At 43.9% G+C, this 24,259-nt stretch carries 20 protein-coding genes and 2 riboswitches; of the genes, 7 read left to right on the top strand and 13 right to left on the bottom strand.

Annotation, left to right across the window (positions count from 1 at the left end; translation table 11 throughout):
* Window positions 1-189: 189 nt before the first annotated feature.
* Genes IEW67_RS07920 through IEW67_RS07945 form a run of 6 tightly spaced genes read right to left on the bottom strand, consistent with a single transcriptional unit; the run spans window position 190 to window position 6,489 of the window.
* Window positions 190-1,632 (bottom strand): aldehyde dehydrogenase family protein, encoded by a 1,443-nt coding sequence (locus tag IEW67_RS07920; RefSeq protein ID WP_188632528.1) that lies wholly within the window; start codon window positions 1,630-1,632, stop codon window positions 190-192.
* Window positions 1,633-1,662: 30 nt separating this feature from the next.
* Window positions 1,663-2,412 carry an SDR family NAD(P)-dependent oxidoreductase gene (locus IEW67_RS07925; protein ID WP_188632529.1) on the bottom strand — a complete coding sequence of 250 codons (750 nt, stop codon included), beginning with the start codon at window positions 2,410-2,412 and terminating at the stop codon, window positions 1,663-1,665.
* Window positions 2,409-3,488 carry a tartrate dehydrogenase gene (locus IEW67_RS07930; RefSeq protein ID WP_268238654.1) on the bottom strand — a complete coding sequence of 360 codons (1,080 nt, stop codon included), beginning with the start codon at window positions 3,486-3,488 and terminating at the stop codon, window positions 2,409-2,411. The genes IEW67_RS07925 and IEW67_RS07930 overlap by 4 nt, the downstream gene beginning before the upstream one ends.
* The gene (locus tag IEW67_RS07935) at window positions 3,478-4,713 is read right to left on the bottom strand and encodes a M20 family metallopeptidase (protein WP_188632531.1); all 1,236 of its coding nucleotides are present in this window, start codon (window positions 4,711-4,713) and stop codon (window positions 3,478-3,480) included. Before IEW67_RS07935 ends, IEW67_RS07930 begins: the two co-directional genes overlap by 11 nt.
* A 13-nt stretch (window positions 4,714-4,726) precedes the next feature.
* Window positions 4,727-6,196, bottom strand: a complete 1,470-nt coding sequence (panF, locus tag IEW67_RS07940) for a sodium/pantothenate symporter (RefSeq protein WP_188632532.1) — start codon at window positions 6,194-6,196, stop codon at window positions 4,727-4,729.
* A complete protein-coding gene (locus tag IEW67_RS07945; protein WP_188632533.1) occupies window positions 6,193-6,489 on the bottom strand; it encodes a YhdT family protein in 297 nt (98 codons plus the stop codon). Before IEW67_RS07945 ends, panF begins: the two co-directional genes overlap by 4 nt.
* 288 nt (window positions 6,490-6,777) lie before the next feature.
* Between IEW67_RS07945 and IEW67_RS07950 the strand changes: the two genes are divergently transcribed.
* Entirely contained in the window at window positions 6,778-7,476 is a 699-nt protein-coding gene (locus IEW67_RS07950) for a FadR/GntR family transcriptional regulator (protein ID WP_188632534.1), read from the top strand.
* Window positions 7,477-7,602: 126 nt separating this feature from the next.
* On the opposite strand, the gene IEW67_RS07955 is transcribed toward IEW67_RS07950, so the two are convergent.
* On the bottom strand, window positions 7,603-8,175 hold the full coding sequence (locus tag IEW67_RS07955) for a YusW family protein (RefSeq protein ID WP_188632535.1): 573 nt from the start codon (window positions 8,173-8,175) through the stop codon (window positions 7,603-7,605).
* A gap of 345 nt (window positions 8,176-8,520) precedes the next feature.
* Window positions 8,521-8,617: riboswitch (SAM riboswitch) on the top strand.
* A gap of 229 nt (window positions 8,618-8,846) precedes the next feature.
* On the opposite strand from IEW67_RS07955, the gene IEW67_RS07960 reads away from it, so the two are divergent.
* Together IEW67_RS07960 and IEW67_RS07965 are read left to right on the top strand one after the other, a co-directional pair.
* Window positions 8,847-9,896, top strand: coding sequence for a homocysteine S-methyltransferase family protein (locus IEW67_RS07960; protein ID WP_188632536.1), 1,050 nt, complete (start codon window positions 8,847-8,849; stop codon window positions 9,894-9,896).
* Window positions 9,897-10,409: 513 nt separating this feature from the next.
* Entirely contained in the window at window positions 10,410-11,144 is a 735-nt protein-coding gene (locus tag IEW67_RS07965) for a glucose 1-dehydrogenase (RefSeq protein ID WP_188632537.1), read from the top strand.
* Window positions 11,145-11,429: 285 nt separating this feature from the next.
* On the opposite strand, the gene IEW67_RS18125 is transcribed toward IEW67_RS07965, so the two are convergent.
* Both IEW67_RS18125 and IEW67_RS07975 read right to left on the bottom strand, forming a co-directional pair.
* Window positions 11,430-11,588 (bottom strand): hypothetical protein, encoded by a 159-nt coding sequence (locus IEW67_RS18125; protein ID WP_229671703.1) that lies wholly within the window; start codon window positions 11,586-11,588, stop codon window positions 11,430-11,432.
* A 68-nt stretch (window positions 11,589-11,656) separates the two neighbouring features.
* Complete coding sequence (locus IEW67_RS07975; protein WP_229671708.1) at window positions 11,657-12,307, bottom strand: magnesium chelatase domain-containing protein; 651 nt, start codon at window positions 12,305-12,307, stop codon at window positions 11,657-11,659.
* A gap of 356 nt (window positions 12,308-12,663) precedes the next feature.
* Window positions 12,664-12,767: riboswitch (purine riboswitch) on the top strand.
* Between the two features lie 189 nt (window positions 12,768-12,956).
* Here IEW67_RS07975 and IEW67_RS07980 point away from each other — a divergent pair.
* A complete protein-coding gene (locus IEW67_RS07980; protein WP_188632539.1) occupies window positions 12,957-14,279 on the top strand; it encodes an NCS2 family permease in 1,323 nt (440 codons plus the stop codon).
* A gap of 25 nt (window positions 14,280-14,304) precedes the next feature.
* On the top strand, window positions 14,305-16,074 hold the full coding sequence (gene ade / locus IEW67_RS07985; RefSeq protein WP_188632540.1) for an adenine deaminase: 1,770 nt from the start codon (window positions 14,305-14,307) through the stop codon (window positions 16,072-16,074).
* A 301-nt stretch (window positions 16,075-16,375) separates the two neighbouring features.
* On the opposite strand, the gene IEW67_RS07990 is transcribed toward ade, so the two are convergent.
* The 3 genes from IEW67_RS07990 to IEW67_RS08000 form a co-directional block, all read right to left on the bottom strand.
* On the bottom strand, window positions 16,376-16,891 hold the full coding sequence (locus IEW67_RS07990; protein WP_188632541.1) for a superoxide dismutase family protein: 516 nt from the start codon (window positions 16,889-16,891) through the stop codon (window positions 16,376-16,378).
* A gap of 82 nt (window positions 16,892-16,973) precedes the next feature.
* Window positions 16,974-18,452, bottom strand: a complete 1,479-nt coding sequence (locus tag IEW67_RS07995; protein ID WP_188632542.1) for a peptide MFS transporter — start codon at window positions 18,450-18,452, stop codon at window positions 16,974-16,976.
* A 342-nt stretch (window positions 18,453-18,794) separates the two neighbouring features.
* Window positions 18,795-20,471 carry a peptide ABC transporter substrate-binding protein gene (locus IEW67_RS08000; protein WP_188632543.1) on the bottom strand — a complete coding sequence of 559 codons (1,677 nt, stop codon included), beginning with the start codon at window positions 20,469-20,471 and terminating at the stop codon, window positions 18,795-18,797.
* 206 nt (window positions 20,472-20,677) lie between these two features.
* Between IEW67_RS08000 and IEW67_RS08005 the strand changes: the two genes are divergently transcribed.
* Both IEW67_RS08005 and IEW67_RS08010 read left to right on the top strand, forming a co-directional pair.
* Window positions 20,678-21,940: a Gfo/Idh/MocA family protein gene (locus IEW67_RS08005; RefSeq protein WP_188632569.1), complete on the top strand. Its 1,263-nt coding sequence runs from the start codon at window positions 20,678-20,680 to the stop codon at window positions 21,938-21,940.
* A 34-nt stretch (window positions 21,941-21,974) separates the two neighbouring features.
* Window positions 21,975-22,940, top strand: a complete 966-nt coding sequence (locus tag IEW67_RS08010; RefSeq protein ID WP_188632544.1) for a LacI family DNA-binding transcriptional regulator — start codon at window positions 21,975-21,977, stop codon at window positions 22,938-22,940.
* 77 nt (window positions 22,941-23,017) lie between these two features.
* Here IEW67_RS08010 and IEW67_RS08015 read toward each other — a convergent pair whose 3' ends face one another.
* A complete protein-coding gene (locus IEW67_RS08015) occupies window positions 23,018-24,238 on the bottom strand; it encodes a threonine synthase (protein WP_188632545.1) in 1,221 nt (406 codons plus the stop codon).
* Window positions 24,239-24,259 lie beyond the last annotated feature (21 nt).

Below are 24,259 nucleotides of genomic sequence, written 5' to 3' on the forward strand. Positions count from 1 at the left end.
TTACATCATTCACCATGTATGAACGAGCTATACTATAGTTGGTGCAGACATTCATTTTCATGGTAGATGGTGGCTACGAGAAGGCGTAGCCATGTTCGTTTCTTATAAGGTCATCCATAATTTATACTTTCTGACGTTATAAAAAATATCCTGGAAATCATAATCTATGATTTCCAGGATCCACTTATTCTAATCAAACTTAATCGCCACATTCTTCACTTGCGTATAATTATATAAAGCTATCCACCCTTTTTCCCGGCCAAAACCACTTTTTTTATATCCGCCGAATGGCATTTGTATTCCGCCACCGGCACCGTAATTATTAATGAATACCTGGCCTGAATCAATTCGGCTCATTAATAGATGAGCCTTATTGATGTCTCTTGTCCAGATGCCTGTAACGAGACCGTAGTCGGTGCTGTTGGCCATTTCAATCGCTTCCTGTTCATTCTTAAACGTAAACACGGACAGGACCGGGCCAAAAATTTCCTCTTGTGCGAGTTTGCTGTTAAGTGAAAGATCATCGATAATAGTTGGTGCCATATAGCACGCATTCTCATATTTTTCATAGTTGATTCGTTTGCCGCCGGTCAGCACGGTGCCTTCCTGCTCAGCCAATGCCATAAAGTCCTGAATCCGATCAAATTGTTTCTGATTTAATATCGGGCCCACGTCGTAATCATCCAGAGCGGGGCCAACCGACAATGTGTTAAACCGATCAACCAGTTTATTCAGAAAGGTTTCCTTAAATGATTCTTCAACCAATAACCTTGAACCCGCCGAACATGTTTGGCCGGCATTTTGAATAATTGCTTTAACAACGCCTTCGACCGCCTTATCGATATCACAATCCGAAAAAACGATGTTAGGCGACTTACCGCCAAGCTCCAGCGTGACAGGCACCACATTCGATGTCGCGGCAGTTGCAACGGCTGTTCCCGTTCCTACCGATCCTGTAAAGGTTAAATGATTGATCAACGGGTGCGATGATAAAGCGGCACCTGCTTCATGGCCGTACCCTGTGATATGATTAAAGACACCTTTTGGCAAGTCAGTCTGATCAAAGTACTCGGCGATCCGTGATGCTGTCAGGGGGGTATCCTCTGCACTTTTAACAACGACTGTATTACCCATCGCAATCGCTGCGGCCACACTCCGCGACAAGATTTGAATCGGATAATTCCACGGTACAATATGGGCCGTCACACCGATTGGTTCACGGATTACATAATCAATGAGACCGTCTTCAATCGGGATCGTGTCTCCCATCACTTTATCCGCCGCACCGCCATAAAATTCAAAATATCTTATGGCAGCATCGATATCAGCATAACCTTGACTCAAAGGTTTGCCGACATCCATTGTTTCCAGTCTTGCCAGTTCATCCCGATTTTCCTTTAGCTTCCCAGCTACGTCATATAACAGCCGGCCTCGCTCAAACGGCTTGAAGCGCCGCCATTCTTCACTGACAAATGAATCTTTTGCCGCGTTTACTGCTCTGTCAACTTCACCATGATCCCCCCGCGGTATAGTCGCCATGACCTTCCCTGTGGATGGATTCGTAACGTTAATAACCTCTTTGTTGCTGCTGTCCTCCCATTTGCCGTTCACATACATTTGTAACGCTTCCATCAAACCACCTCCTCAAATCATTTGCTGTTATCAAATATTTCTGCCGCCATCAACGTGAAAGACACTTCCGGTTACCATACCGGCATCAGCAGATAATAAGAATCTGACCGAATTTGCAATATCCTGAGGCTTCACAAGTCTGCCCATCGGAACGCTGTCCTTGAATACCGTTTCTTTCATTTTTTCTACGTCGGCACCCTCCTGAGCAAATTGACATAGCATGTTGGTATCACTTGGACCCGGGTGAAGAACGTTCACGTTTATTTGGCTGTCTGCCAGTTCTAAGGCCAATGCTTTCGAAAATGATTCAACGGCCCCTTTTGAAGCAACATACGCCTGCAGACCGGGTCTTGGCCGGGTAGTCGCAACCGAGCCGATGTTGACGATCGCACCACGTTCCTGCTCTTTCATATAACGGGCAGCTTCCCGACACGTTAGAAACGTCATCGTTGCATTGAGATCCATGAGTTTATACCATTCCTGCAAATCAACCTGTTCAATCGGTGTTGAGTGTTGAGCACTGCCGGCAGCATTGACAAGCCCGTCAATACTTGCAAATGTTTCGTTTCCTTTGCTGAAAACATGTGCAACGTGTTGTTCATTCAGCAAATCCCCTTCTATCCCAAGGAACGCATCAACGTCCTTGAACTCCTCAAGTGTGGCGATATTCAAATCACAACCGACAACATTAGCTTTTTCCTCGAGGAGTGTCTTTACGACCGCTTTGCCCATTCCGCCGCCGGCACCGGCAACGACAATGGTTTTATCTTTTAACGTCATTTAAAACCCACCTTATTATCACGTAAAATTTTTACCAGTTCATCCCCAGTTTCAGAAGTACTGGCGGTACCGCCGATATCTTTTGTTACCTTGGTTTTATCAGATAACAATTCTTCAATCGCTTGAAGAATATGATCGTGTAAATCTTCCTTCCCCAAGTGTTCAAGCAAGAGCGCAAGCGACCATACTTGAGCAATTGGGTTGGCTGATCCTTTGCCGGCAATGTCGGGTGCTGAGCCATGAACCGGTTCAAACATGGATGGAAACGCACCGCTTGGATTGATGTTTGCTGAGGGGGAAATACCAAGCCCTCCGGCAACAGCTGAACCCAAGTCCGACAGAATATCTCCGAACAAGTTCGAAGCCAGTACCACCTGAAATTCCTCCGGCTGCTGGACAAACTTCGCGGCTAACGCATCGACGTAAATTTTTTCATAGTCTATATCGCGATACGCGTCAGCAATTTTTCCAACTTCCCTATCCCAAAATTTCATCGTGTGGGTGATGGCGTTGGATTTTGTCGCGCTGGTCACTTTGCTGTAATGATGTTTAGTGGCGTAGTCAAAAGCGAACCCGGCAATATTGTTAATCCCCTGCTTTGTGAAAATAGAATTTTGAATGGCCATTTCTTTTTCCTGATTTTGAAACATTAAACCGCCTGAATCAGAATATTCCCCTTCTGAATTCTCACGCATAATGACAAAATCAATCTGTCCTCTATGGGAGTTATCCAGCGGACTCTCGATGCCCTTTAACTGCTTAACCGGTCGAAAATTGACATATTGCTGGAACGCTTTTCGGATCGGCATAATCAATTCCCATACCGTGACATCATCCGGAACACGATTATCACCAATCGCCCCGAACAAAATAGCATCATAGTGTTTCAGTTTTTCAAGACCATCCTCTGGCAACATGCGCTGATGCTTCATATAATAATCACTGTTCCAATCAAACACATCATAATTCATATCCAGTGAATAGTGGTTTTCGAGCACATTCAATACTTTCATAGCTTCGTTCATCACTTCTGCTCCGATTCCATCTCCCGGTATGATTGCAATTTTATGAGCCACGGTTCTTATCATCCTCATTTAAAAAATTTAAAGCGGCTTGCCGGTAAATTTCCGTCGTCTCGCCCAGTTCGTTTAGATCCACATACTCATTAATTTGATGCGGCACTTCGCGGTCGCCCGCACCGGTTGTGACAATTGGCACACCGTGGATATGCAGAAAGGTGCCATCGGTTGCACCCGGAACCCCGTTATAGTCCGGTTCCTTATCCAGCGTCGCCTTCACTGCATCGTGAACAGCTGACACAACCGGGTTTGCCTGATCTGTTTCTGTGGCAGGGCGATTTTCAATAATCTCGTAGTCCGCATCAAAGTCATCATCAGCTATTTTTAATTTCTTAAAAATAGCTTCAATCTTTTGAATGATGTTGTCATGATCCTGCGAAGGGATGGTTCTGATATCCAGTGTCGTCATCGCTTTTTCCGGAATGACATTAATCTGCGCATCGCCTGTTGCCGGTGCTTGGACAATCGTCGGCGTAATGCTCGGCCATTTTAAATAAGGATGTTCGCCGTGCATCTCCTGTTCTTCTTTTTCCAATGCTTCAAGCGCCGTGATGATTTTAGCCATGCGCCAGTTCGGATTAATACCGCTCCAGGAGATGGCGCCATGAGCCATCTTCCCGTTAACAGTGATACGGATTCGTAAGGCCCCGCGCTGTGCAACACAAATTTGGTTTTCTTCCGGTTCACAAATGATGGCCCCGTCAACGTCATCCGCCCAGCCTTGCTTAATAAAATGCTTGATACCGATCATCATTCTTTCTTCATCAACGGGAATGCACAGGACAATTTTACCCGTGAACGTTTCGGTATCCTCCAAAATTGACTGGACAGCTGTGATCATACATGCCAGATTGCCTTTTGTATCATTGGTTCCTCTGCCATACATCCGCCCATCAACGATCTGCGCCGCAAAAGGATCATACTTCCAGCTTTCCCGATCACCTTCTGTTACAACATCGGTATGACCTTCGAACAAAAGCGTTTTACCCGGCTTGCCGGAATCAATCACACCAATGACATTCGGTCTGCCGGGTTCAACCTCTTCGACATATACATCGATGCCCAAATCACGCAAATAATCGGCTGTAAAATGGGCAACTTTCTCTTCGTTGCCATCCGGCTCTTCCGGTCGGTAAACACTCGGTATTTGAACCAGCTGCTGAGTTAAAGAAACAGCTCTTTCATGATCCCTTTTAAGCTGGTCAGTTTTTGTTAAGTTCATGACAGTACACTCCTTATGCATCTTTTTTCATTGTGGTTTTTGGAAATTCATATGCGGACTCTTTTAATAAAAGGCTAAACACAACAAAGGCCAACAGGGACAAGAGAACAGGTACTGTTACCGTGTGAACACCAAATAAATCGCCATACGCTTCATTGTAGAAATGAATGCCTATATAGGAAACAATACCGGTTATCATCGAAGCAATGGCTCCTGATTTGTTAGCTGTTTTCCAATATAGTCCCAGTACAATTGGCCAAATGAACGCTGCTTCCAGTCCGCCAAATGCGAACAGGTTCAAGAATATAAGCAGTTCAGGCGGATTGATAGATAACAAAAACGCGATAATTCCAATCACTGCTGTGACACCCATACTCACTTTCTTAACGTGTTGAAAGGATGCTTCAGGCTTAAAATAGTTGATATAAACGTCTTTAACGACCGACGAACTAACAAGAAGCAAGAGTGAGTCAACAGTTGACATCATGGCAGCCAAGGGAGCTGCCAGCACAATGCCTGCAAGCCATGGCGGAAGGACATCCAATGCGATTAACGGGATGACTTGATCGGCCACTTCAATTCCCGGCAATACAGGTCTGGCAAAAACACCAATCAGGTGCATATTGAGCATGATGAATCCAACCACGACCGTACCAATCAAAATAGCCCTGTGCATGGATTTAGCATTGCGGTAAGACATTGCCCTGACGGTAACCTGAGGCAAAGCAATCACACCGACACCAACAAGAATCCAGTAAGACGAAATATACGCGGCAGACAGTTGTCCATCCTGTCCATATGGTGTAACAAAGTTAGGATTTTCGGCAATCAGTTCAGCGAAAATAGTGGGCAGTCCGCCACCCGCTATCACAACAGCAACCAACAGGACAAATGTACCTAAGAACATCACAATGCCCTGGATAGTATCGGTCATCGCAACAGCTCGGAAACCGCCAATAATGACGTAAATCAAAACGGACAATGTAAAAATAAACAGGGCTGCTGTATAAGACATGCCTGTTAACGATTGAATTAAGTATGCGCCGCCGACCCACTGGGCAGCCATCGCAGAGAACAGAAAGACAATGATACTGAATGCCGATAGTAACACAACAGACGTACTTCGATATCGCTCCTTCAAAAAATCAATAAGCGTAACTGCATGATACCGTCTTGTAACAATCGCAAATTTTTTGCCAAGGACCAGCAGGACAAAATAGCCGGTAGCCACTTGGGTCATCGCCAGGAGCACCCAGCCAAAGCCAATTGAGTACGCAGCACCCGGGCCGCCTAAAAAGCTTGATGCGCTTCCGTACGTAGCAACCATTGTCATGGCGAGAACCATCCCGCCAAATTCACGGCTCCCAAGGAAATAATCTGCCAAAAAAGATTTTGATGATGCCATCTTCCTGTTTGACCAGATCCCTATCAAAAAAATGAACAGGAGAAATATCAGTAATGGTGTCACAACGCCCCAGTTCATGCCGAATCCTCCTCTTCACTCTCGTCTTCATCTTCCAATGGCATTTCTTTCAATACAAACTTAACGACAATGAATACCAAAACGACCATAACCAGATATCCGACAATGCAGCTCCAGAAGAACCATGCCGGAAAACCTAATACATAGGTGTATTCTTCTGGAGGCTTAGATCCCAAACCATAAGCAAAACCAAACCACCATAGAATATTGACAGCAGCCAGAACACAGCCGACTATCGCTTCACGGTTCGCCGCCTTAAACCGCCAATCTTCATTAAAATCGCTACCCTTCATGCTTTATCCCCTTTCATTTTGGGAATGAACCCCATTAAGTATTTTTCAGTTTCCGTTTAATCGGTGCGGGTTAATACAAATCTTTGTGCCAGCGCTTACAGAGGTTAGTGGAATTCCCTATTCAGGACACTTTGCAAACGCTAAGATTCATAGTATAGTAAATTTATAGCTATGACATCATACGTATGATGTCATACGTTATATATAATATATACGTTATCAAATTCAGAACACTTTGTAAATCAAACGTACTGAAATTTAGGTTAACAGAAATGAGGAATGCAGATTATGGGGTTATCAATCGACAAAATGAATGTTAACGGTACCATTTCATCTGAAATCGTCAGGATGATTAAAGATAACCTTCTCAATGGAACCTTAAAGCCTGGTGATAAACTGCCTACAGAAAAAGAATTGATGGAGCAAATAGGCGTCAGCCGGACGCCAGTAAGAGAAGCAGTAAAGACTTTGGAAGCTATTGGGGTCATACAAATCAAGCGCGGAGAAGGCATGTTTATCACGAATAATGTATCGCATTTTACGTTAAACCCTTTAATCTTCAGTTTAATCATGCATAGTCATGACATGGAAGAAATGATTAAGTTCAGACAGCATTTTGAGGTCCTTCTGATGAACATGATTATTACCCAAAAACAGACGGATATCCATCCCATTGAGAAAGTATATCAATCTCAAACCGAACGAATGCAGCCTGAATTAAGCCCTGAAGAACTGGTTGAGATCGACCTGGAATTTCATTATGCTGTACTGGAAGCAACCAACAATCCTTTTGTCATCGAAATCGGTAAAACAATTTATGAAATAATCAAGCCAAAAATGATACACTTTAAAAATTCTCAAAACATTGAACGTACACTAGCTACACATAAATATTATTTGGACTTAATCAGCGGCAAACATGAATTTAACTCCAGCACCATAGTCCAGCACATGATTAAAAATAATGAAGAAATGGTAAATGAATAGAAGTGAACCGTTGTTTTTGCACACCCTGATTTCATCGGAACGACAAAGCATCGGTGAAATCAGGGCGCCTCTTCTATTTAAATACTTTCCGATTTCGTGTATCCAACATTTAATTATGCTCTTATATCAGTCTTCAAACGACAGTTTCGTTCCGTCTTTGAACGTTATTTCAACTTCAAATTTTTCGTAGTCCGATTGCAAATCAAAAGCTTTAAGTACCTGGTCTATAGCGTCTTGTTTGTCAATATTTTTACCGAGTTGCAGCTTGCTTACCTTTGGATAGAGGTTGTTGAAAGCCTTTAAATCATCATCAATCGTCGTGCCGTCCAATTCATCTTCTACTTCTGCTTCAACAGCACCATTTTCATGATGTTCGATTTCCGCTTCGTATTCCTTGTCTTTCCCATACGAAACTTCGACTTCAATTTCATTAAAATCCAGCTTGTCCAGCGTTGCTTTCATATCATCCTGATTTTTTGCTTTCTCGGTTGATTTAGCGGCAGAATCATTACTGCCAGTGTTGTTATCTTCAGTGTTCTTTTCATCGTCATTGCCGTTTTGGCTCATATCTTCTTGCTGGGAATTATCTGTCTCGGACGAACTATCGGAATTACCATTGGATTGATTATCGCTTTGTCCACAAGCTGTCAGCATAACAGCCAGCAACAATGACGCACCAATTGCTATTATTCGTTTCATCTTAGCCACCTCCTGGAATATTCACTCATTCAATATTCCCAAATGAACTCATTTTAAACCATTGCAGGAAACACATGCCGGTGACCGGATATACACCAAACACCATGCTGTTTCTCTTATTTGAAAAAAATCAATTCCACCCTCGGGGGGATGTCCTCGCTCTCGAGACGATATTGCCGTTCCCCGGGTGATATCGCCGTTCTCGGGGTGATGTCCATCATTATATCTGATGCCTCAGACACACAAGAGTCTGGCACACAAGTGTCTTTCTGATTTTTTGAAAAAATATCTTGACATGTGCTTAAAACAGCTGTATTGTGAATGACAATAATTAAATATATCATTTTCTTATCCAGAGAGGTGGAGGGACTGGCCCTTCGAAACCTCAGCAACAGACATTTGTTCTGTGCTAATTCCAGAAGCGTCATGCTGAAGATGAGAAGAATCCCCAATTTCGGTAGCGTACCCTCTTCTTATCTATTTTAAGAAGGGGGTTTTTTCATGTAACGTCAGAAAGTATAAATGATGGAAGACCTTATGAGAAAAATGTCGGCACCCGCTATAAAACGAGGCTAGGTCTGGATTTTTCCAATCATGTCAGTAAAAATCATGCTGATGAACTTCAGGCGTGTTTGCAAGGAAGCCATATTATGCAGAAGGAGGACAACAATATGAAGCGCAGTTTAGAACAACGTTTACAGGAAGGAACAGTCATTGCAGGAGAAGGGTACTTATTTGAGCTGGAACGCAGAGGCTATTTACAGGCAGGCTCATTTGTGCCGGAAGTGGCATTGGACAATCCTGAGGCACTTAAACAGACATATAGGGATTATATGAATGCCGGATCAGATGTCGTATTAGCTTTCACGTATAATGCCCATCGTGAGAAAATGCGCATCATCGGTAAAGAAGAATTGCTGGAGCCATTGAACAGAAATGCGATTCGACTGGCAAGAGAAATCGCCCGGGAACACCCGACAGAAGAGGCATTAGTTGCCGGGAATATCTCCAATACCAATCTGTTTGACCCGGAAGATGAACAGTCAAAAGAGCGCGTACGGAATATCTTTGCCGAAATGGTGACATGGTGCAAAGAAGAAGGTGTTGACTTCATAAATGGGGAAACATTCTATTACCATGAAGAGGCCCAAATCGCACTGGAAGAAATTCGCAAACAAGAACTGCCGGCAGTCATTACGCTAGGGCTGATGGGAGAAAATATATTACGGGACGGCTATACGGTTGAAGAGTCCTGCCGCATACTCTCCGAAGAAGGCGCACTGGTTGTTGGCATGAATTGCTTTCGCGGGCCTGACACCATGCAGCCATACCTCGAAGCCATACGGGAAAACGTGGAGGGATATGTTGGTGGATTACCGATACCTTATCGCACAACAAACGAGCACCCGACATTCTTTAATTTGCCTGATGGAGGCTGCAGCTGCCATTTGCCGTTGGAGACGACCTTTCCGACCGCATTGGATCCACTTTACCACAATCGTTATGAGTTAGCGGCATGGGCAAAAGAAGCAAAGAATGTGGGCATCAACTATATTGGTTTATGCTGCGGGGCATCACCTGCCATGCTGCGTGCTGTTGCTGAAGCAGCCGGTGTTGAAGCGATCAACTCGACGTATTCTCCCGATATGGCGAAACACTTTTTGTTTGGAAAAGATGAAACGCTTAAAGAACATAATCTGAATTATCGGTTGAAAGCATAATAAAAACTGGAACATAAGATAGACTTCATATACTAGGAGGCTTGGACAAAAGTGGTTTTATTAAGGAAAAATCCGAACGAGTTAGAGCGTATACACCGCTCCGGAAATATACGTCGCTTTCCACGGGCGGCTGGTGAGCCTCCTCGTGCTGAGCACTGTGGGGTCACACCTATGCCTGTCCTCCCGTAGGAGTCTGCGTATATTTCCTACGCTAAAACGGAGTATCGTTCTTCTTTAGTATTGTATATCTTAATTATGTCCAAGACTCCTAGGGCCTTCTTTCTTCTTTGGAAGGCCCTTTAGTTTTGGAGTGCAACCTCGGTAGATGGACGGGCATTTTTATTTGATATGTTTATTTGTATGCTATAGCCAGGTGCAAATAACTTCAATGCTAAATAGTTTAGTGTTAAACTTAATTTATATAGTTTAGTACTAAACTGTTTTAAGTATTTAGGTCAAAAGATTTCAGCCTCATAAACTGCATCATCTACTTGAAACAAGGAGGAATTCAAAATGGGCAGATTAAACGGAAAAGTTGCTATTATTACCGGAGCAGCAGGTGGAATGGGAGCATCCCACGCTCGGAAGTTTATTGATGAGGGCGCAAAAGTTGTGCTCGCTGACATTATGGAAGAACAAAGCCAAGATTTGGCAGATGAACTTGGCGAGAACGCTATTTTCATGAAACTTGACGTCACGAACGCTGAGGATTGGGAAAGAGTTGTAGCTGATACCGAGGAAACATTTGGACCTATAAGTGTGCTGGTCAATAATGCCGGCATCACCTTGAACAAATCGATTGAAGACATAACAGTAGATGATTACCACAAGGTCTTTAACATCAACCAACTATCCGTCTTTCTGGGCATAAAAACTGTTTCACCATCTATGAAAAAGACAGATAATGGATCGATTGTAAATATTTCCTCTATGAACGGCCTTGTTGGCGGTGCGATCGGATATACAGATACCAAATTCGCTGTGCGCGGCATGACCAAAGCAGCTGCACTCAGCTTGGCACCAGATGGTATCCGCGTCAATTCCGTCCATCCCGGCGTGATTGAGACACCTATGCTTACCCAAGGCGACACCAAAGATGCGGTTGAAGAATTCGCGAAACATATCCCGAATCGCCGAATTGCCAAACCGGAAGAAGTTTCCAACATGGTATTGTTCCTTGCATCCGACGAATCAAGCTACAGCACCGGTTCCGAATTTGTTATCGACGGCGGTCTGACCGCACAGTAATGGGACACTGAGGAGGTAGGGGGATTCCTCGCCCCCCCCCAGACGTCCCTCATCAAAATCGTCGCACCTTGCATGTCGCCCCGCTCTCCATTTATTTCAGAAAACGTCGCAAGGAAATTTCTAAAATTAATGAAAACGAGCGGGAGAAAACGCTATTTTGAGTAAACAGATAAATTTTCATATTCCAGCGCTATCTAAACCAGCAACTTCTACATAATATCATTCGATATACAATGGCAAAATCCGGGTGGTAACAGGTCCCCAACTTCAAACCAAAATGCTCAACTAAAACCATTCTGTATCTTCAAATTCTTCACCATTTAAATCTATTTTGTTTAAATGATTGTATTCTTGCAAGCCTGCTACAAAATCTAAAGACTTATTACACGCAGGATAATTGCTACAACCAAAGAATGCAGTATTATTATGTCTATTAAAACGCATTTTCATTTCGCTCCCGCATTGACAAATTAACTGATAGATGCTCATGACATCGAATTGGTGATTTTCGCTTAAGAGAGGCAGAATCGATGGAAACGTTTCGGCCAGTAAACTTTTCCCACCTCCAGGGGACCTGTCATTAATACGTTATGGCCGCACACAGCAGTAATTTCCAGCGCCCGTTTTGCTTGCTTGTGACCAAGTATATGCTGAAAGTCTTTATTATAAGTTACTGGCTCTGGAGGATTTTTTGCTTCAGAAGAAGTTATAGAAGTTATCGCAAATGAAGAAAGCTGACCGGAAAAAGAGGCAACAACATCATGTAATGTCTCAACAAAACAGTAGTCCATGCCGTCTATTTGGGGGAAGGGCGTATCTTTCATAGGCGTCAAGCACAAGTGATTGACGCCTTCTTTTTTGGCAGCAACAATCGCCGGAAGCATCCCATCAACAGGTTTAATCGTACTACCCAGCGATAAAACACCAAGAAAAGCAGCATCATCCGGAATTGTCTCCTTTAAATCACCTGATTCCTTCATAACCCCAATCGCCATCGCAAAATCAAATATCGGGCTATTCTTCTTTTGTTCAGCAGGGGATAAATTGATGACGATTTTCTTATCCGGCACCTCACAATTGTTCGCATACAAAGCAGCCATCACACGGTCTTTTGACTCCTTAACCGAAGCATCCGGCAAACCGACAATATTGACCCCTTCCACTCCCGGCAAGACTTCACCTCGACACGATATCCTTCAATCCCTTTCAAACCAATACTCGACACAACTATAGCCATGATCTCACACCTTTTATTAGTCATTGATTAGATATAAGATAAGCTATATTTCGTGAAAGGTTAAGAACATTTGTTCACGCAAAAGGTAACTAAAAAAGAATTATGGAAGCTTAATAATAACTGAAATTCATTTTAACGAGCGGCATATTTTTTTCACACTCACAAAACAAAGCAAACTCACAACACTTCCATCGGCACGATTCGACAAAATTCGGGAAGTGACAGGCACCCAGAAAAATCGGGCGTGACAGACACGCGGGAATCTGTTATATTATCAGAATAAAATAATTGAATAATAGTATTCGTATATCCTCAGAAATATGGTCTGAACGTTTCTACCCGGCTCCCATCGTAAGAACCGGACTACGATTTAAATTATAGCAGTGCCCGGTGTGTATTACTGACGTCAATGAACTTCCGTTAGCGCGCCCTGCCCTGCTGATTTAACTCATGTGTCCGGAAGCCAGAATGATTCTGCTGTATTCCGGATTTTTTATTTTCATCCGGGCTTGCGGTTAGCAATGACGGTCTGGAACGCAACCATGTTTACTTTCAAACAAAGGAGCTCTGACAACATGCGTCATTACCTTCAGAAACTGGATAAGTTTTTCAAGTTATCCGATCACAACTCGAATGTCCAGACAGAAATAACAGCTGGACTAACCGTTTTCATGACAATGCTGTATGTACTGATTGTTGTACCAGGCATGCTGGAAGAGGCCGGGATGCCTAAAAGCCCGATAACCGTTGCGGTGATTCTCATGACAGGTTTGGTCACTATCATTATGGGATTATACAGCAATCGCCCATTTGCACTGGCCCCGGGCCTTGGGTCTGTTGCTTTTCTATCTGTAACGCTCGTTGTAGCGGAAGGGATCCCCTGGCAGACAGCGACAGGGATGGTCTTCATTTCCGGTATTCTATTTATTTTATTTACGGTTTTCGGACTGCGACAATTGATTGTCCGGCTTATTCCGTCTGCAATCAAATTGTCAATTGGTGCAGGGGTGGGCTTATTTATTGCTCTGATTGGTTTCCGTAATGCCGGACTGGTCGTAGCGAGTGAAGATGCAAACTCACTTCAGCTTGGAGATATCGGTTCATCCAGTGCGGTGCTTGCCTTAATTGGTTTCTTCATCATGAGTGTCCTATTGGCCAGAAATGTAAGGGGGCATCTCTTAATTGGCATCGCAGCGGTTACGATTATCGGCATCCCAATGGGCGTTACCCAGCTGCCGGATTCAATTTTTTCACTCCCTGAAAGCCCTGGTCCGGTATTATTTCAATTGGATATTTTGGAAGCATTTAATATTACTTATATCCCTTTTTTGCTCGCTTTTTTCGTACCGGATTTTTTCTCAAGTCTGGGAACAATGCTTGGGGTCGCCGGTAAAGGCAATATGCTGGATAAAAATGGTAATCTTCCGCATATTGATCGGCCATTTCTGGTTGATGCCGGCGGTACTACAGTAGGATCACTTTTTTCGGTCCCCGTTATGACGACCTATGTCGAATCGGCAACGGGAGTGGAAGCCGGGGGACGTACGGGACTTACCGCTGTCACAACAGGTTTTTTATTCTTGCTCACCTTGTTTATAACGCCGTTGATTCTGATCATCCCGACGGAAGCCACAGCACCGGCCCTAATACTGGTTGGACTAACAATGCTTGCTTCCGTACAAAATATAAACTTTGCTGATACCACCGAATCACTGCCGGCTTTCATGACGGTTGTCGTAACGATTTTTACATTCAACTTTGGAACTGGCATTGCCGCCGGAATCATCATCTATGTCGTCGTAAAAAGCCTGTCCGGCCGATATAAAGAAGTTCATCCGGGATTATACATTTTGCTCATTCCGTTAGTTATTTATTTTGTTACACTGGCACAGCAATAAAGGATTAGAAAGGAGTCATGAATAAATGTACACACGTAAACACATCGTGGCAGCTGCACGCGGCGACGAACAAATGGATACCGTTATCCGTGAGGTTCAGCTTGTCAATGTATTTACCGCCGAAATCTATACAGCTGATATAGGTATCAAAGAAAACCGTTTCAGTGCCATCGCTGCTCACGAAGACGGAGAGCCTTCATTCCATATCGAAGGTTCTACGGAAATCAGCGGAAAAGGGAAATATGCCATACCCGGACTCATCGACTGTCACGTCCATATCGAAAGCACCATGGTCACCCCGGATATGTTCGCCCGTGAAGTGTTGCGTCACGGGACAACGACCGCAGTCATAGACCCGCATGAAATCGGCAATGTAATGGGAGCAGAAGGGGTACAATATATGGTCCATGCCAGTAAAGGGCTGCCCGTACAAATTTTGACCACAATTCCTTCCTGCGTGCCTGCCGTTCCGGGAATGGAAACATCCGGCGCGACATTTGGCCCGGAAGATATTGCCTCCTTGCTTAATATGGATGATGTCGTGGGAGTCGCTGAACTGATGGACTATGTTGGGGTCATCAGACAAGATCCGCGCATGGCTGGTATCGTGCAACAAGGTCTTGATAAAGATATGCTTAATGAAGGACATCTACCTAGAGTGACCGGACGGGATCTACATGCGTACCTTGCCGCCGGGGTAAATTCAGATCATGAAAGTCGTACGAAAGAAGAAATCATCGAGAAATTGCGAGCAGGTATGTTGGTCTATATCCGTGAGTCAAGCGTCAGCCAGTTTGCTGATATCGCTGCGAAAGCATGGTCGGCTGTTCCGCATGTCTCCAACATTGCCATGTGCACCGATGATGTGGAACCGAATGACATGCTGCAAAACGGTCAAATGAACCGGGTTGTCCGCCGTTGTATAGAGGAAGGCATTCCGGCACCACTCGCCATTCGCTACGCATCATTGAACGGTGCTGTTCGTTACGGTTTGCGTGACCGCGGCGCTATTGCTTCAGGCTATATGGCAGATTTTTCATTAGTGTCATCGCTGAAAACGATGGACGTGAAAGATGTCTTTATCCAGGGTGAACAAATGGTTGAAAACGGACAAGTCACAGCCGACATCCAAAGCAGCGCCCCACCCTTGAACCGAAACACCATGCATTTGCCGAAACTGACTGAGGTGGATTTTAAGATTCACCCACCGATCGAACACGGCACTGTCGCAATTAATACCATGGAAATGACTTCAATCGGCACCACCCAAAAAGGCACCTTGGAGTTGGGAGTTAATGACGGTGTGATGCCAACTTTACCGGAAGATTACGTATTTGTTTCCGTCACTGGACGCCACGGCCAGAAACAAAAGCCATTTGTAGGCATACTGAAAAATTCCGGGCTAAAAAAAGGTGCTTACGGGACAACCGTGGCACACGACAGTCATAATTTAGTTGTCGCCGGCACCAATGCCCAGGACATGCTTCTTGCCGCACAAAAACTTGAACAAGCGGGCGGCGGGCTTGTCCTAATAGAAAACGGTGAGATCAAATCACAAATAGATTTGCCAATCGCCGGCTTGATGGCGGCAGAGCCTGTTGACGAACTAGCTCAAAAAGTTGAGCACTTTAATAGCACTGCTAAAAACATGGGCGTACAGGTCGGCAAGCGCTCCCCGTCCATGGCCTTTTCCTCACTGACACTATCTGTCATACCGGAGATTCGCATAACCGACCTTGGGCTGGTCGACGTGAACAAACAGGACTTTTTACCATTGTTTGATATGAGTAAGTAAAAAAGCGAGCAAGAATAGGTTCCCGAGAGTATTAGCTGCGGTCAGAGAAAGATTTTCTGACCGCAGCTAAATTAATGGCAGCGTATTTTCGGGGGTTTAATCTTTATCAAATGAATGGGATGTTATAGACGACTTTCATACCCTTTTCAATTTTATCGGGGCAGCATCTTCTTATTTTATTATGATGTAACCACTATGCTGTTTACCCAATGGTGTGAAGAGAATGGCTTTTAGTGAGATAAGCCTTAATAGCAGCAACCCTCACACGAGCGAGGGCTGTCAATAAATGGGATGGTTGCCCTCAATATGCTCTAATAACACCACAACCAATCCGTTTCCCGGCGTCTCCTGACGGCTGGGAGCGATAGTCATCCGGGTTTTGATGGATGATGATCGCTTTGCCAATGATGTCTTTACTTTTAAATCGGTTGGTAAAAAAGGACATTCTGGCATAGCCGTCATTGGAAAACAAAACCGGGAAGTCCCCGGGGTGATGGCCATGCGGCTGGTTGTACGGATTCCAATGACCGCCTGCCTGTTGAAATGGATCTGTTTCATCTCCCATCGCACAATCGCCGTTTTCATGTATATGGAAACCATGCGGACCAATCGGTGCCACATCGCCATGTGCCGGCCGGTATTTCGGTAAGCCTATCACTTCCACTGTCACTTCCGCCCCATTGGGTACGTCTTTAAACAGGACATACCCTTGCAAGTACGGTGCCAGTTTACTTCCGCTAATTTGGGCATATGCGCTTTCCGGGTCACGCCGTCCCGGATAATAATGGTACGGTAAATAGTAGTCATATGGATACATGTCACCTCTACCTCCTCACACTTCCATAGTATGCCCAGTGCTATGATGTGTGCTGTTTATGACCGGCAGATACAAGACGCACTTAATGCAAACCGCGCATATACGAACTGATCTTAGGCGAAAGGATTAATAGAATAAGAGCAGCAACCAAACTGACCACGCCAATTATGCCAAAGTAAGCAATTTCGGTATTTGCCCCATACAATGGCGTGATTTGCGCGTTGATGCCCTGTCCGGCTGCATTTGCGAGGCCCCAGACACTCATCGTTTGGGCAGCAAATGCCTTTGGAGCCAGTTTTGTCGTAGCCGAAAGTCCAACAGGGGATAAACACAATTCCCCCATAGTAACAAGGAAAAAGAAACCGACAAGCCACAGCGGACTAACCAGCGAGTTTGTTCCATGAAGAAGCCCCGGCAGTGTCATAAGCAAAAAGGACAAACCTGCTAAAAACAAACCTATTGTAAATTTATGCGGTGTTGACGGCTGTCTGCTCCCTAATTTTGTCCAAAGAGCAGCAAACACCGGTGCAAACATGATGATAAACAAGGGGTTAACCGATTGAAACCATGCCGGATCAATCGGCAAATTCAGAAATTCCAATTGTGTTCGTTGGTCGGCGAATCTAGCCATAATAACAGCACCTTGCTCCTGTATGGCCCAAAAAATCATCGCGCCAACAAACATCGGAATATAAGCCATAATACGTGACCGCTCAATTGATGTCGTCTTTTTGCTGGTCATCATCACCGTAAAATAACAAGCTGGAATAAGCAAACCTAAAACACTGATGAAATTAATGAACATCTGCACTGTCAAGTTGTCTGTCCACACCGCAATCATTAACAGAATAAGAAAGGCAACGACGCCCAGCAAAATTCTTTTAGCCATCGTTTTGCGTTCCCCTGTTTGCAGAGGATTTCTGACCTGTTTTCCCAATTCTCCTATGTATTTGCGGCTTGTTGCGACATAAATAATAAGTCCGATTGCCATACCAATGGCAGCCAGGCTGAATCCTAAGTGAAAGTTGACATTGCGTCCGACAGGTCCAACAATCAGTGGAGACACAAAGGCACCGATATTGACAGCCATATAGAATAGACTGAAAGCAGCATCACGCCGTTCGCTTGTCGGACTGTATAAATCGCCGACAATATTGGAAATGTTGGGTTTCATCAACCCGGATCCCAGGATTATAAAAAGCATACCAATAAACAATGGCCCTACACCACCGGGAAAAGAAAGTGTAATATGGCCGAGCATAATAATGATAGCGCCCCAGAAAAGGGTGTTTCGGTTGCCAAAAACCCTATCAGCAACCCAACCGCCAATAATACCCGAAATAAATACAAGCGAGCCATATACCGACATAATGGAGGAAGCTAAATCCTTCGATAAACCAAGTCCGCCTTGTGACACTTCATAGTACATATAATAGATAACAAGCGCTTTCATACCATAGTATGAAAACCGCTCCCACAATTCCATGTTAAATAACGTGAACATAGCACGGGGGTGTCCGAAAAATCCTTTTTGCTTTGTTTCTTGCTGCTTCGAGGACAATGGTAAAACTCCTTTTTTATTTTTGCAAAATTGCTAAAAATAACGTTAATTACTTTTTATAGTATTAGAATATCATCTATAACTCTATTAAGGTCAAGAATTATTGCTCAGACGCAAAAAATAGAGTTTATTATTAATGTTCAGACTTAACGTGTTTTGCTACCGCATTTCGACGTTATTCCCCGGGAAATAACATTGTTTTATCATGTAAGATCATCATAATGTACTGCTTCTGACGCTATTAAATCCACGTATTAACCCCCGACTGCAGAACAGCCGGGGGTTAATACGTCTATATTCGATTGTTGCATTGTTACATCGTTGCATCGGCATTAATCGTCGTTATTTGCCTTTGACCATTTCAGCCCATTTATATTCATACGTTGGGCCAATCGGGTTCGTAATGACACCCTGAACTTCCTCAGATACGAGAAGCGAGACATATTCCTGGTATACCGGTGCAATCGCTGCATCTTCAAATAATATTTTTTCAGCTTCAATGAAATTTTGATAGCGTTCTGCTGCTTTGTCTGGCGTTGCAAGTTCGTTTTGAGCCTCTGCTAAGAGTTTATCGTATTTTTCATTTGAATAACCCATTTTATTGTAAGCGCCATCTGTTTCAAATAGACCTAAGAACGAATATGGATCCAGATAATCCGGTCCCCATGCTGAAATCTGAATATCATAATCCATGTCTGCATCTAAATCCAGTTTCTGCTCTCCCGGCACTTGTTTTAATGTCAAATCCAGTCCCTCCAGATTTGACTCGAGCTGATTCACAAGATACTCCTGCATGACCTTTGACGTTTCACTGTCACCGCCAAGGAATTCAAGCTCAATGGAATCTTTGCCCAATTCCTCTAAACCCTTTTTCCAATATGCTTGTGCCTTTTCCACATCATATTTAACCAGATCGCCGTTAACATCTCTAAATTCGTCGCCCTCTACATCCATTCCTTCAGGTAGAGGCGCAAAATCTTTGGGTACTAACGCATTAGCTGCAGTAGATCCGTCATTCAAAATTTCGTTTGCTATCGCTTCTTTGTCGAATGCCCGGCTGATGGCAGCACGGATATTCTCATTTGCAAGTGCTTCATTTCGAGTTTGGTTCATCTTTAAGTAGTACACCACTGGTTTCGATCGTGTACTATAATCTTCATGAGTCGAATACTTATCAACTAAATCAGACGTTAATTGTGCTCTGTCCACATCACCACTTTCATATAAATCAACAGCTGTTTGTGCATCTTTAACCACTTTATACGTCAATTTTTCTAAGTCAACTTCCTCGGCATCCCAATAGCTATCGTTTTTAACCAGTTTCCAGGAATCACTTGTGCTTTTCCAATTTTTCAACACAAATGGACCGTTAAACAGCAGATTATCAGCACTCTGCGCATAATCCTCACCTTGCTCTTCAACAAAACCTTTATTCAAAGGCAGGAACGTGCCAAATGTCATTAACGATTCAAAATAAGGGACCGGTTTAACCAGTTCAACAACCAATGTATGGGCATCCTTTGCAGTAACACCTAATGTCTCAACATTTTTGTCACCATTGCTAATCGCTCCAGCGTTTTTAATAACGCCTTCCATCATGTACGGGCCGTATTCAGAGCCTGTGGCGGGATCAACAGCCCGTCTCCATGCATAAACAAAATCTTCTGCTGTCACCGGGTCACCATTTGACCATTCAGCATCCTCTCTCAAATCGAAAGTCCATTGCATACCATCGTCACTTACTTCATGATTGGTCGCAATGGCCTCAGTCGGTTTAGCGTTTTCATCCAAACGGTATAAACCTTCCATCGTTGCGCCGAGCATCTGAAACGACACTTCATCTGTTGCCATTGAAGAGTCCATCGTCGTTATTTGACTTTTTCGAGTCAGATTCAATACTTGATCAGTTTCTTCCGCCGCAGACTCTTGGTTGGTCTCGTCCCCAGTACAGGCCGATATAACCAGAATCAGCCCGAACCCCATCATCATCAATGTAATCAACCTAAATAATTTCCCCATAAATTCTTCCCCTTCATAAATTATTTACTAAACATTTACTAATTACGTATTGTACATTAATTAAAAAATGTTTTCAAATTTATTTAAAATTTGACAATACGTACAATTTATAGTTTTATAGTATTAGCATAAACGCTATATATGCGTTATCTAATACATTTATGTTGAATAAATAGTTTACTAAACAATTAAAGGAGCCTATTATGATGGAACCAACTACTGCGATTTTAATCGGGGCCGGAGATCGGGGAGCCAGGGCTTATGCTCCCTATGCACTGGAACATCCCAATGAGCTGAAAATTAAGGCTGTAGCCGAGCCGAATGATGAAAGAAGAGACAAAATCAGGCTTGCACATCAGCTTTCCCGGGAAAATTGTTTTTCCTCATGGAGTGAAATCTTTTCCATGGGGAAAGTTGCTGACATCGCGATTATTACCACAATGGATCAGCAGCATTTCGAACCGACAATGCAAGCTTTAGCATTAGGTTACCATGTCCTTCTGGAAAAACCGATGTCTCCTGATCCAATTGAATGCATTGAGATGGAACGTGCCGCCAAGCAATATAATCGGCAGCTGACCATCTGCCATGTCTTACGTTACACGGAATTTTGGTCCACCATTAAGCGTGTTGTATCAGAAGGTCAAATCGGGAAAATCGCTTCCATTCAGCTTAATGAAAATGTGGAAGTCATGCATATGGCCCACAGTTTTGTTCGAGGCAATTGGAATAATAAAGAGAAATCAAGTCCCATGATCCTGCAAAAATCATGTCATGATATGGATATCATCCGTTACATTATTGATGAAAAATGTGAACGCATCAGTTCTTATGGATCCTTGATGCATTTTAGAAAAGAAAATGCGCCCAAAAATGCGCCTGAGCGGTGTTTGGACGGCTGCCCTGCTGAATTTGCCTGCCCATTCCATGCCGGAAGATATTACCTTGGTGAAGGAAGAAATTGGGCGAAAAAATTTACAGAAGACCATTCAAGGGAGGGTATCATTCAAGCATTGCAGGAAACATCTTACGGCAGATGTGTGTATCAATCAGACAACAATGTAGTCGACCACCAAGTCGTCAATATGGAATTCACAAGCGGCGCAACGGCAACATTCAGTATGTGCGGCTTTACCAGAGAGCAGACACGTATGGTGCAAATTATGGGAACAAAAGGTGAGATACGTGGTAATATGGAAGACAATAGCATTTCCATTTTTGATTTTTTGACCAAACATGAAACAGTCATTAAATTCGATCATCCGATGAGCGGCCATGGCGGCGGTGACGACAGCATCGTCCGGACATTCTTGCGTGACATAGACCATTACGAAGACAACACCAGCCTGTCTTCTGCCGAAACGTCGCTACGAAGTCATTTAATGGCGTTTGCGGCTGAGGAATCCAGACTTAATCGAGGAGAGTCAATCGAATTGGATGACTATTATAACCGTTTAACGTATGTATAAAATCAGGTTTGACTGCCGGAAAAGGTGATTGTATTTGGCAACTATTAAAGATATAGCGAACAAAGCGGATGTATCAACTGCCACGGTCTCCCGTGTCCTGAATTATGATGCCACATTATCTGTAGCCGATGAAACGAAAAAGCGCATTTTTGAAGCCGCTGAAGAATTGTCCTATCGAAAGCGGGAGGTAAAAAAACACGTCGGTCGGAAAATCGCCATCGTCCATTGGTACACGGAGAAAGAAGAGCTCAATGATCTCTATTATTTATCAATCAGACTGGGCGCCGAACAGCGCTGTAAACAACATGGCATGCATCCTGAAGTCTACTTTTTTGATCATATAGACGCTATAAACCCAGCTGACATTGAAGGAATTATTGCGATCGGAAAATTTAATGCCAAACAGATCAATGAATTAACCCACATTTCGCCCGCTATCGTTTTTGTGGATCAGTCACCTGATGAAGATACACATGATTCCGTCGTGGTCGATTTTGAAAAAGCGACACGAAAGATTTGTGACCATTTTATCGCAACCCGTCACCGGTACATCGGTTTCATTGGCGGCAAAGAACACATAAGAGAAAAAGCCTTCGCTGACTATATGCACAAAAAAGCTCTCTACAATGAATGTTTTATGTTTGTAGGTGCTTTTTCAGTCGATGAAGGCTACCGTCTGATGAAAAAAGCTATTAACGAAACCGGCGGAAATTTGCCGACAGCTTTCTGTGTCAGCAGTGATGTCATGGCAATTGGTGCTATGCGGGCACTTCATGAAGAAGGAATCGCTATCCCTGACCGGGTTAGTATTTTCAGTATTAATGACATTTCCGTTTCCAAGCATCTCTACCCGCCCCTGAGCACCATAAGAGTTTTTACCGAAAATATGGGAGAAACAGCAGTGGATACGTTACTGGAACGTTTGGAAGGTAGAGAAATTGCAAAAAAAATCGTTATTTCAACTGAGTTGATCATACGTAAGAGCACCATCGAATTGTGATCCAGCCGTGCCTGCACCAAACAAACGAGTGAACTTGGATGCAGCCTCCCCTTGAGCCCCGGGAAGACCGCATCCGCTCATGCATCTCTCACAATTTTAGCGTCTTTTTCCAGTATCGGTGCATCCACCTCCACTGTGTTTGGATATTTAATGCCGGCACCGGTATTTAATACGACGACATGATCATCTTCTTTAATCCAATTCGCTTCACGCAGTTTACGGGCTGCTGCAAATGCTGCAGCACCTTCAGGGCAAACAAAAGCGCCATCGGCAGAAGCAACCGTATTTAATTCTTCCAGTAATGTTTCATCACTGACTGAAATTGCACACCCTTTTGTTTGTCTGATTGCATCCAGAATTAAGAAATCTCCCAAGGCCTTTGCTACATTAATTCCAAACGCAACTGTTTCAGCATTTTGCCAAGGCTCAGCTGATGTTTTGCCTTCTTCCCACGCTTTCACAATTGGTGCACATCCTTCAGCCTGAACGGCAACTAAACGTGGCATTTTGTCTTCAGCAATCCATCCAAGTTCCTGCAATTCCTGCAATGCTTTATAGATACCGATCAGGCCTACACCACCGCCTGTTGGATAAAGAATCACATCGGGCACTTCCCAGTTGAATTGTTCTGCTATTTCAAGCCCCATCGTTTTCTTGCCTTCAATCCGATATGGCTCTTTCAACGTAGATGCATCGAACAATTGATAGTCTTTTACCGCTTGTGCGACAATTTTACCTGCATCCCCTATTAAACCATTAACAAGGCATAAAGATGCACCAGCTGCTGTACATTCCTTTCGTGTAATTTCAGGTGCGTCGACCGGCATGACAATCGTCGCTGTTACACCGGCTTGTGCACAATATAGTGACCAGGCGGCTCCGGCATTTCCGTTTGTCGGCATCGCCAGCTCCTCCACACCGACTTCTTTTGCTTTCGATACACCAACCGCCGCACCACGCGATTTAAAAGAGCCTGTCGGGATTAACCCCTCGTCTTTCATATATAAATTAGGAATATTCATATTTTGCCCGGTTTTTTTCATCTGAAAAAGAGGTGTAAACCCTTCCCCCAATGTGACGACATTCTCAGCATTTTGCACAGGAAGCAGTTCATGATAACGCCATAAATCCGCTTGTCTCCCCACCAGGCTTTCAGGTTTGACATTCTCTTTCAATTCGTCCATCTTATAAGCTACAAGAAGCGGTGACCCGCATACACATAACTGGTTTTTCCCTTCAACATGATATGTTTCACGGCATTGCGGACAATACAAATGCGAGACATAACTGAATGACATAATACAGACCTCCCTGGAAAT

Source organism: Lentibacillus kapialis, from assembly GCF_014646635.1.
Classification (GTDB): Bacteria; Bacillota; Bacilli; order Bacillales; family Amphibacillaceae; genus Lentibacillus; species Lentibacillus kapialis.

Coding starts and splice junctions, on each gene's coding strand:
- IEW67_RS07920 (WP_188632528.1), bottom strand. CDS start 1,632: ATGGAAGCGTTACAAATGTATGTGAACGGCAAATGGGAGGACAGCAGC.
- IEW67_RS07925 (WP_188632529.1), bottom strand. CDS start 2,412: ATGACGTTAAAAGATAAAACCATTGTCGTTGCCGGTGCCGGCGGCGGA.
- IEW67_RS07935 (WP_188632531.1), bottom strand. CDS start 4,713: ATGAACTTAACAAAAACTGACCAGCTTAAAAGGGATCATGAAAGAGCT.
- panF (WP_188632532.1), bottom strand. CDS start 6,196: ATGAACTGGGGCGTTGTGACACCATTACTGATATTTCTCCTGTTCATT.
- IEW67_RS07945 (WP_188632533.1), bottom strand. CDS start 6,489: ATGAAGGGTAGCGATTTTAATGAAGATTGGCGGTTTAAGGCGGCGAAC.
- IEW67_RS07950 (WP_188632534.1), top strand. CDS start 6,778: ATGGGGTTATCAATCGACAAAATGAATGTTAACGGTACCATTTCATCT.
- IEW67_RS07955 (WP_188632535.1), bottom strand. CDS start 8,175: ATGAAACGAATAATAGCAATTGGTGCGTCATTGTTGCTGGCTGTTATG.
- IEW67_RS07960 (WP_188632536.1), top strand. CDS start 8,847: ATGAAGCGCAGTTTAGAACAACGTTTACAGGAAGGAACAGTCATTGCA.
- IEW67_RS07965 (WP_188632537.1), top strand. CDS start 10,410: ATGGGCAGATTAAACGGAAAAGTTGCTATTATTACCGGAGCAGCAGGT.
- IEW67_RS18125 (WP_229671703.1), bottom strand. CDS start 11,588: ATGCGTTTTAATAGACATAATAATACTGCATTCTTTGGTTGTAGCAAT.
- IEW67_RS07980 (WP_188632539.1), top strand. CDS start 12,957: ATGCGTCATTACCTTCAGAAACTGGATAAGTTTTTCAAGTTATCCGAT.
- ade (WP_188632540.1), top strand. CDS start 14,305: ATGTACACACGTAAACACATCGTGGCAGCTGCACGCGGCGACGAACAA.
- IEW67_RS07990 (WP_188632541.1), bottom strand. CDS start 16,891: ATGTATCCATATGACTACTATTTACCGTACCATTATTATCCGGGACGG.
- IEW67_RS08000 (WP_188632543.1), bottom strand. CDS start 20,471: ATGGGGAAATTATTTAGGTTGATTACATTGATGATGATGGGGTTCGGG.
- IEW67_RS08005 (WP_188632569.1), top strand. CDS start 20,678: ATGGAACCAACTACTGCGATTTTAATCGGGGCCGGAGATCGGGGAGCC.
- IEW67_RS08015 (WP_188632545.1), bottom strand. CDS start 24,238: ATGTCATTCAGTTATGTCTCGCATTTGTATTGTCCGCAATGCCGTGAA.